Origin of the sequence: Neobacillus rhizosphaerae (genome assembly GCF_050477885.1) — a bacterium.
GTDB lineage: Bacteria > Bacillota > Bacilli > Bacillales > Cytobacillaceae > Neobacillus > Neobacillus rhizosphaerae_A.
Map to the genome: position 1 here is coordinate 32955 of NZ_JBCNAC010000051.1, position 7374 is coordinate 40328.

A 7374-nucleotide genomic window follows, 5' to 3' on the forward strand; every position below is an offset into this window, starting at 1 on the left:
CTTTGTTAGCATACAATAGGCACCTTTTAAAGTCAATGAATTTAGTGAATTATTCCACAAACAATTTCCCAAGAATTTTTTCTCATCAAATTTTAATTTACTCTATTATTGTAGTGGATTTTTTAAACTTTTTTTGACCATTTTGTGTCTATTTTGTGAACAATGTCACTGAAAACTATTTTTCCGTGATGAACAGGCTGGACAAGCCGTCCGGATTTTGGCTTGCCCTTTCACCCACAGATTTTACTCTTTTTCCCTCTCAATGACGATCATCCGCTCGATAAAATCCTCCTTCCCTGCCTTTTTAGCAAACACCTTCACGAGGTACGTCCCCTCTTCCGGCAGCTGTTCTGTCGGAATCACTTTCCGGATTAACCCCTTTTTCACATTCGTCTTCGTATCCAAAAAGCCCACAAACCGGTAATCCTCCGGTTTAAACAAGGCAATCCCAAACTCCTCTGCTCCGCCAGGCAAATACACCTCATACCGATACTGTCCAGGATGGTCGCTTTCACCAAAATCAAAGCCCATCACCCTTGGATATCCCGGCTCCTCGAGCACATACAAATACGGAATGTGAATCGTTGATGATCCGGCCTGCATTTGAATATAACCGTCATGAACTTTTCGAAAAAACACTTTCGGGTCGACCGTTAACTCGACCGTCACCTCCCGCGACTCCTTCGGCCCAAGCTTGAACGATAACGGGAACCTCCAGTTCATCCCCTCCACCTGCTGCGGAATCGAAAAGGAATACCGCTGCGTTTCGGAACTCATATTTTCCACATGCAGCGTGGCCTGATGAACATCGTGGTCGTCACTAAATTTCCCAAACCTCATACTGCTAGGCGAAACAAGCGAGGTCGCCTTGATCGCTTCATCTACTTGAATGCGGCCTGCTCCCTGTTCGTACGTGCGGTAAAACCCTAGACTCTCATCAGCAGCAGACCTTATTTGTTCGCGCTCCATTTTCACAAGCGGTTTTGCCGTGTTCATCAAGGCCGCTTTAATTTGCACCGGCGTCCACTCCGGATGCGCCTGCTTGATTAATGCACAGGCCCCGGCCACATGCGGTGCCGCCATACTCGTTCCCTGCAAAGACAAATAGCCGCCTGGAATCGTCGAATTAATGGCTACCCCCGGGGCAACAATCTCCGGCTTAATGTCCCACGTTCCCGTCACCGGCCCCCTCGAGCTAAAATCTGCCAGCCGATCCCGCTCCTCTACCACCGAGATTCTCGCTGCCACACGCTGTTTTCTTATTTCTTTTTGTAAAATAACTCCGTCACCCTTAGAAAGTGAACCCACTGGTAGGGTCAGCGGAGACTCCAGATTCCCAATAAAGCTTCCGCTCATATTATTGTAGATTAACACCGCTCTAGCTCCCGCTTTGCGGGCATTTTCTGCTTTCTCAGTAAAGGTCAGTGTCCCCCGCTTCATCAGGACGATTTTCCCTTGAACATTCCTCAATTCACTTTTCCTGCCGATACCGCCATCCACCAGATCGACTGACCGGTCTAGCGCCCATTTTGCAGAGCCCTCCATCGGCTGAATCCGATATTTATTTCGGCTTCCTTCTATTAATAAGAACGGTATTTCCATCGTGGGTGTGGAGGCTCCGACAGAAATCGCTTTGGACGCCGTTCCCGGAGAACCAACCGTCCACACATTCGGTCCAGAATTACCGGAAGCGGCCACCGCCACAATCCCTTTGTCCACCGCGCGGTTGAGCGCCATACTTATCGGGAGGTCCGGCCCATTGATGTCATTCCCGAGAGACAAATTCATAATATCGACTTTGTCTTTAATCGCCTGATCAATGGCCGCCAACACCTGTTCAGTCGTTCCACCGCCTCCTGGTCCAAGTGCACGGTACGCCACAATTTTCGCCTCTGGAGCCACGCCTTTAATTTTTCCATTAGCCGCAATGATTCCCGCAACATGGGTGCCATGAATGGTCGCTTTCCCAACGGCGAGCGTTTCCATCGGGTCGCGGTCATTATCAACGAGGTCATGCCCGCCGGCATAGTTACGCTGTAGGTCGGGATGCGTATAATCGACACCGGTATCAATAACCCCAACCGTCACCCCTTTTCCGGTAAGGCGTTCGTCTTTTGCGTCAAAATAACTGCGGACCTCCTCTCCGCCAATTATTTTGACACTTTCCTCCGTTTGCACCTGGTACTGTGTGACTTGTGAGACGTTCATAATGTGCTGCTGGTTAGCGAGTTTGGCGATGGTTTCGGCAGGCCCCTGAACAGAAAACCCATCAATTGCTTCTTTAAAGATTCGTCTTAACTTGATGTTCCTGTACGGACGGAGGAGTTGCGTAATTTCCTGCTCCGACTGTGGTCGGTCCAAAAGGATAATCGCCACGGTTTGTTCATTTGTAGTTTTTGGAATAGGAGGATGAATAAGAATACTTGGGGTTTGAAAGGCAAGGAGCAAGGCGAGTATGAATTTCATCAGTGAAAATCCCCTTTTTTCCTATCGTTTTCATTTAGCGTGGAAAGTATGCATTGGGTAAGTTGATGTCCTTCTCCTCAGGCTGGATAAACTCATATTTTTGCGGTAAGAAGTATGTCGTGCCGCGTTTTGACCCCGTAAATGGGAGTCCAAGGGCTCGCACCATGTTCCCAGCAATAAAAGTAGACCCGATATGTAGAAATTCAGCCAATTGCTTTCTAGTAATCGTTGGTCCTAGCAAAAGAAAATAATCATCAACAGTAGGAAGGTGTGCAGTTTTTGATGAAAAATAACAACTTGAACAATGCCAGCTTCCTGAATAATACGTCATGGTGGAAATTTGATCCTTAGGACAAATAACACCCGTTTTAATTTCGTCTCTGGAAATCTTATATGTTTGAAGGATGTCTGTAATAAGGGGTTGATGGTTTTCTAATAGGAGATCCACTAATTGTGTGAGCTTCTTTTTGCTAAAGCGGGGTTTTTCATACTTCTTTTCTAGTTCTTGCATCTTATCAATAATCGACTCTGCATAAATCAATTCTTTATAAATTTGTTGATTATCAAGTGTGGTCTCTACCAACGTGGAAGTTTTACTGATGACGACTAATCTTTCAATCGGCAGTCCCTTAATCTGCCTCTTTTCCAGCCAATTGATGAATTGCATCCTTTGCCTTTTTACCTGCAGAATCGGATTCTGAATTCCTTCCTCTTCATTATTAAACTCCTTTATTACATGATTAGATTCTTTTTTAAAAATTAGCTTTTTCGATATATTTTTCACTTCTGCAATTAAGGCAAATGACTGTGAAACGATTAGTACGTCCATTTGGAACGCATTTTTATCCTTTAGCCTAAGTCCGTGGAAGATATAGTATTGGTCCTCAGGTAAAAATGATAAATAATAGCCAAACTCCTTCTCACCATAGTATCCCTTCAACCACGCTCGCAGGTCTTTTTCAATTTTAGGCCTCATTGGGTGATTTTTTGGTAGTCTGCGGAGCAGAGCCATACACTGTAAAGCATTAATAGGCAATTTTAATGGTAAAACAATCATTCCTTCACCTCATTTACTAGATTTACTGGTAAATTCTATTAAAAAAGGTCATATCCTGCCTGGGATTTAAGGACAATATGTGAATTTTTATAGATTGTCCGTTCGCTATATAAAATGTTATTGTGCTTATTTGAGTTTTGTGCATTTTACGGGTGTTTTAGTGCCAAATTTGATAGGTTTTGTGCAAAAAACCTATGGTTTTGTGTCATTTTGGCAGTGTTTTGTGCCATTTTCGAGGTGTTTCGTGCCATTATACATTAATTACCAAAAATAAACCCAAAAAACAAATAAAAAAAGCCGAACAACGTCGGCTTTTCTCCAAAATATCCTTATTTCGTTCCAAACAAACGGTCACCCGCATCACCAAGGCCTGGTACGATGTAGCCATGGTCATTTAATTTCTCGTCTAACGCTGCGATATAGATATCGACGTCCGGATGCTCCGTTTTCACCGCTTCCACGCCTTCAGGTGCAGCAATCAAACACATAAATTTGATATTTTTAGCGCCGCGCTTCTTCAAGGAGTTAATCGCTTCATTAGCAGAACCACCTGTTGCCAGCATTGGATCGACCACGATGAAGTCACGTTCTTCCACATCACTTGGAAGCTTGGCATAATATTCAACCGGCTTCAGTGTTTCTGGGTCACGGTATAGTCCGATGTGTCCTACCTTTGCCGCTGGGATTAACTTTAAGATTCCGTCAACCATTCCGATTCCGGCACGCAGGATTGGCACTAAACCAATTTTCTTCCCAGAAAGAACCTTCGATTTTGTTTGGCACACTGGTGTCTCAATATTGATATCCTCAAGCGGCATGTCCCTTGTGATTTCAAACGCCATTAAAGTTGCCACTTCATCAACCAATTCGCGGAATTCCTTTGTTCCTGTGTCTTTATCACGTATGTAAGTCAACTTATGTTGGATCAGTGGATGGTCGAAGACATATACCTTTGCCAAAAAAATCGCCCCTTTTTATAAAATTTATCAAATACTCCGTCTCATTTTACAGAAAAAAAGTACAATGAGCAAATAGGAAAACGTTTACTTTTAGTAGTAGGAATTTTTCGAAAAAACCATATAACCAGCTTGTTGAACTCCGCTCCAGGCACTTCGCTTTCCGTGGGTGTTTCGGCGAGCCTCCTCGGCGCTTGCGCCTGCGGGGTCTCCCCTGAACCATACTCCCACAGGAGTCTACGTGCCTTCCGCTCCTTTAACAATTTTCCTTTAAAAATTAGTACAAAAAAATCGGCCCCCAATAACATGAAGGCCGATTCTGTGATGTTTAGTATTCTGGATAAAGTGTAAATTTACTTGTTAAGGCTTCTACGCGCCCGCGTGCTTCTTCTAGTTTCACTTCATCTTCATGGTTTTTCAAAGTGAAGGCGATGATGGATGCAATTTCGTCCATATCCTCTAGACCAAAGCCTCGGCTCGTTACCGCTGCCGTACCGATGCGAACACCGCTCGTTACGAATGGGCTTTGCGGATCAAATGGAATCGTGTTTTTATTAACGGTAATACCGATTTCATCAAGTACTTTTTCAGCTACCTTACCAGTTAAGTTAAGCGACTGTACATCCACCAATAGCAAGTGGTTGTCCGTACCGCCCGAAACGAGCTTCAAGCCTTCTTTTTGTAAGCTATCAGCTAAGCGCTTGGCATTGGCAATGATGTTGCCAGCGTATTCTTTAAAGCTGTCTTGCAGTGCTTCACCAAAAGCAACAGCCTTTGCAGCAATCACATGCATAAGCGGACCGCCCTGAATACCAGGGAAAATGGATTTATCAATTTTCTTACCAAATTCCTCTTTGCAAAGAATCATACCGCCGCGTGGACCGCGTAAGGTTTTGTGAGTTGTCGTTGTCACGAAGTCTGCATAAGGAACTGGGTTAGGATGCAAGCCTGCAGCAACAAGACCAGCAATATGCGCCATATCCACCATGAGGTAGGCGCCCACTTCGTCGGCAATCTCACGGAACTTTGCAAAATCAATTTCACGAGGGTAGGCACTCGCACCCGCCACAATCATCTTTGGCTTGTGCTCAAGTGCTTTCGCACGAACATCTTCGTAATTGATGCGGTGCGTCACTTCATCAACACCATATTCCACGAAGTTATATTGAATACCGCTGAAATTGACTGGGCTGCCGTGTGTTAAGTGACCGCCGTGGGATAAATTCATGCCAAGCACTGTATCGCCCTGCTCAAGAACGGTGAAGTAAACGGCCATATTGGCCTGTGCACCAGAATGAGGCTGCACGTTTACATATTCCGCTCCGAAGATCTCTTTCGCACGTTCACGGGCTAAATCTTCAACAATATCGACATACTCACAGCCACCATAATAGCGACGGCCCGGGTAGCCTTCTGCGTACTTATTGGTTAGAACGGAACCTTGTGCTTCCATGACTGCTTCACTTACAAAGTTTTCTGAGGCAATTAATTCGATTTTAGACCGCTGACGACCTAATTCTTGTTGGATCGCTTGAAAAACCTGTTCGTCGGCTTGAGACAAATGCTTCATGATATTTCTCCCCCTTATGTATGCTCGCATAAAAATTTGAAAATTCCTTATTTATTTTAACACGTTTTTTCTCTATGTAAAAAATAAAGTCTGGAAAGTTGAGCGCTTGCTCGAAATTTTTTTGAAATCCCCTATTCGGATTGTAGGTAGGGCCTGTTGTCCGGACTTTATGAACAGCTTGTGTTCGCACTCGTCCGTTCGTATACTGCTCGAGCGCCGCCAATAAGCTTTGGCCTCGTTTTCGCTAGCGTTACATACGCATGGCCGACATGTTTCTGCTTTACCCGCACAGGCACAGCCACATGCTTCATATGCATACCAATCAGCGTATGGCCAATATCCATACCCGCATCCGCCTTCACAAATTCCACTACCACTGCATCGTTAAGCTGCTCGAACGCATAGGTGGCCATCGCCCCGCCCGCTTTGCGGACTGGGACCACGGAAACCTCATCGAATCCGCGCTGTTCGGCGACGGACCGTTCTACAACCAACGCCCTGTTCAGGTGTTCACAGCATTGGAACGCTAATTGAATGCCTGTTTCAGACTGCAATTTTTTTAATTGGCGAAAAATCATTCCGGCTACTTCAAGGGTTCCAGAGGTACCGATTCTCTCCCCCATCACTTCGCTTGTGCTGCAGCCGATCACCAACAACTGCCCCGGCTTAAACGAAGCCTGTTCCTTGAATTCTGTAACTATTGCTTCCAATTGTTTTTCCCATTCCTGAATCATTGGACCCGACCTTTCATTTTAGAAAGTATAAGTCTTCAAACCTTTACCTAACAGCTACCTGCCTTTGAAAAGAAATTACAAGCGCCTATCATTTACGCCTGCTTATTCTCGTATTCCGTAATCTTGCCAACTCGGTTCGCATGACGGCCGCCTTCGTACTCGCCGGTCAACCAAAGCTCGGCAATATCGCGTGCAAGTCCCGGCCCGATGACGCGTTCACCCATGGCAAGCATGTTTGTATCATTATGGGCTCGAGTCGCTTTCGCACTGAAGGTATCATGTACAAGCGCACAGCGTATGCCCTTTACCTTGTTTGCAGCAATGCTCATACCGATACCAGTTCCACAAATCAAAATGCCACGGTCAAACTCGCCACTTGCTACCTTTTCTGCCACAGGCAGGGCATAATCCGGGTAGTCGACAGATGTTTCGCAATCACAGCCAAAATCAACGTACTCAATCTTTAATTCCTCAAGCAAACTGGCGATTTCCTTGCGAATATTGACTCCGCCATGATCTGATGCTAATGCTACTTTCATCTTAAAAGCCCCCTACTTTACATAATAAGAATGTATAAAATTCGACTTCGAG

General features: G+C 45.2%; 6 protein-coding genes. All 6 read right to left on the bottom strand.

Annotated features, from left to right (window positions below; translation table 11 throughout):
• Nucleotides 1–243 precede the first annotated feature (243 nt).
• Nucleotides 244–2466, bottom strand: a complete 2223-nt coding sequence (locus ABES03_RS06665; RefSeq protein WP_430116247.1) for a S8 family serine peptidase — start codon at nt 2464–2466, stop codon at nt 244–246.
• A 34-nt stretch (nt 2467–2500) separates the two neighbouring features.
• Nucleotides 2501–3523: a nuclease-related domain-containing protein gene (locus ABES03_RS06670; protein ID WP_430116249.1), complete on the bottom strand. Its 1023-nt coding sequence runs from the start codon at nt 3521–3523 to the stop codon at nt 2501–2503.
• A gap of 329 nt (nt 3524–3852) precedes the next feature.
• Nucleotides 3853–4482 carry a uracil phosphoribosyltransferase gene (upp, locus tag ABES03_RS06675; RefSeq protein ID WP_335526762.1) on the bottom strand — a complete coding sequence of 210 codons (630 nt, stop codon included), beginning with the start codon at nt 4480–4482 and terminating at the stop codon, nt 3853–3855.
• A gap of 325 nt (nt 4483–4807) precedes the next feature.
• The gene (gene glyA, locus ABES03_RS06680) at nt 4808–6049 is read right to left on the bottom strand and encodes a serine hydroxymethyltransferase (RefSeq protein ID WP_430116251.1); all 1242 of its coding nucleotides are present in this window, start codon (nt 6047–6049) and stop codon (nt 4808–4810) included.
• 167 nt (nt 6050–6216) lie between these two features.
• Nucleotides 6217–6783 (bottom strand): TIGR01440 family protein, encoded by a 567-nt coding sequence (locus ABES03_RS06685; RefSeq protein ID WP_430116253.1) that lies wholly within the window; start codon nt 6781–6783, stop codon nt 6217–6219.
• Between the two features lie 92 nt (nt 6784–6875).
• The gene (gene rpiB, locus ABES03_RS06690) at nt 6876–7322 is read right to left on the bottom strand and encodes a ribose 5-phosphate isomerase B (RefSeq protein WP_430116255.1); all 447 of its coding nucleotides are present in this window, start codon (nt 7320–7322) and stop codon (nt 6876–6878) included.
• Between the last annotated feature and the right edge of the window lie 52 nt (nt 7323–7374).

What these genes read in the sequence shown, in the direction of transcription:
- ABES03_RS06665 (WP_430116247.1), bottom strand. Translation starts at nt 2,466, where the DNA reads ATGAAATTCATACTCGCCTTGCTCCTTGCCTTTCAAACCCCAAGTATT.
- ABES03_RS06670 (WP_430116249.1), bottom strand. Translation starts at nt 3,523, where the DNA reads ATGATTGTTTTACCATTAAAATTGCCTATTAATGCTTTACAGTGTATG.
- glyA (WP_430116251.1), bottom strand. Translation starts at nt 6,049, where the DNA reads ATGAAGCATTTGTCTCAAGCCGACGAACAGGTTTTTCAAGCGATCCAA.
- ABES03_RS06685 (WP_430116253.1), bottom strand. Translation starts at nt 6,783, where the DNA reads ATGATTCAGGAATGGGAAAAACAATTGGAAGCAATAGTTACAGAATTC.
- rpiB (WP_430116255.1), bottom strand. Translation starts at nt 7,322, where the DNA reads ATGAAAGTAGCATTAGCATCAGATCATGGCGGAGTCAATATTCGCAAG.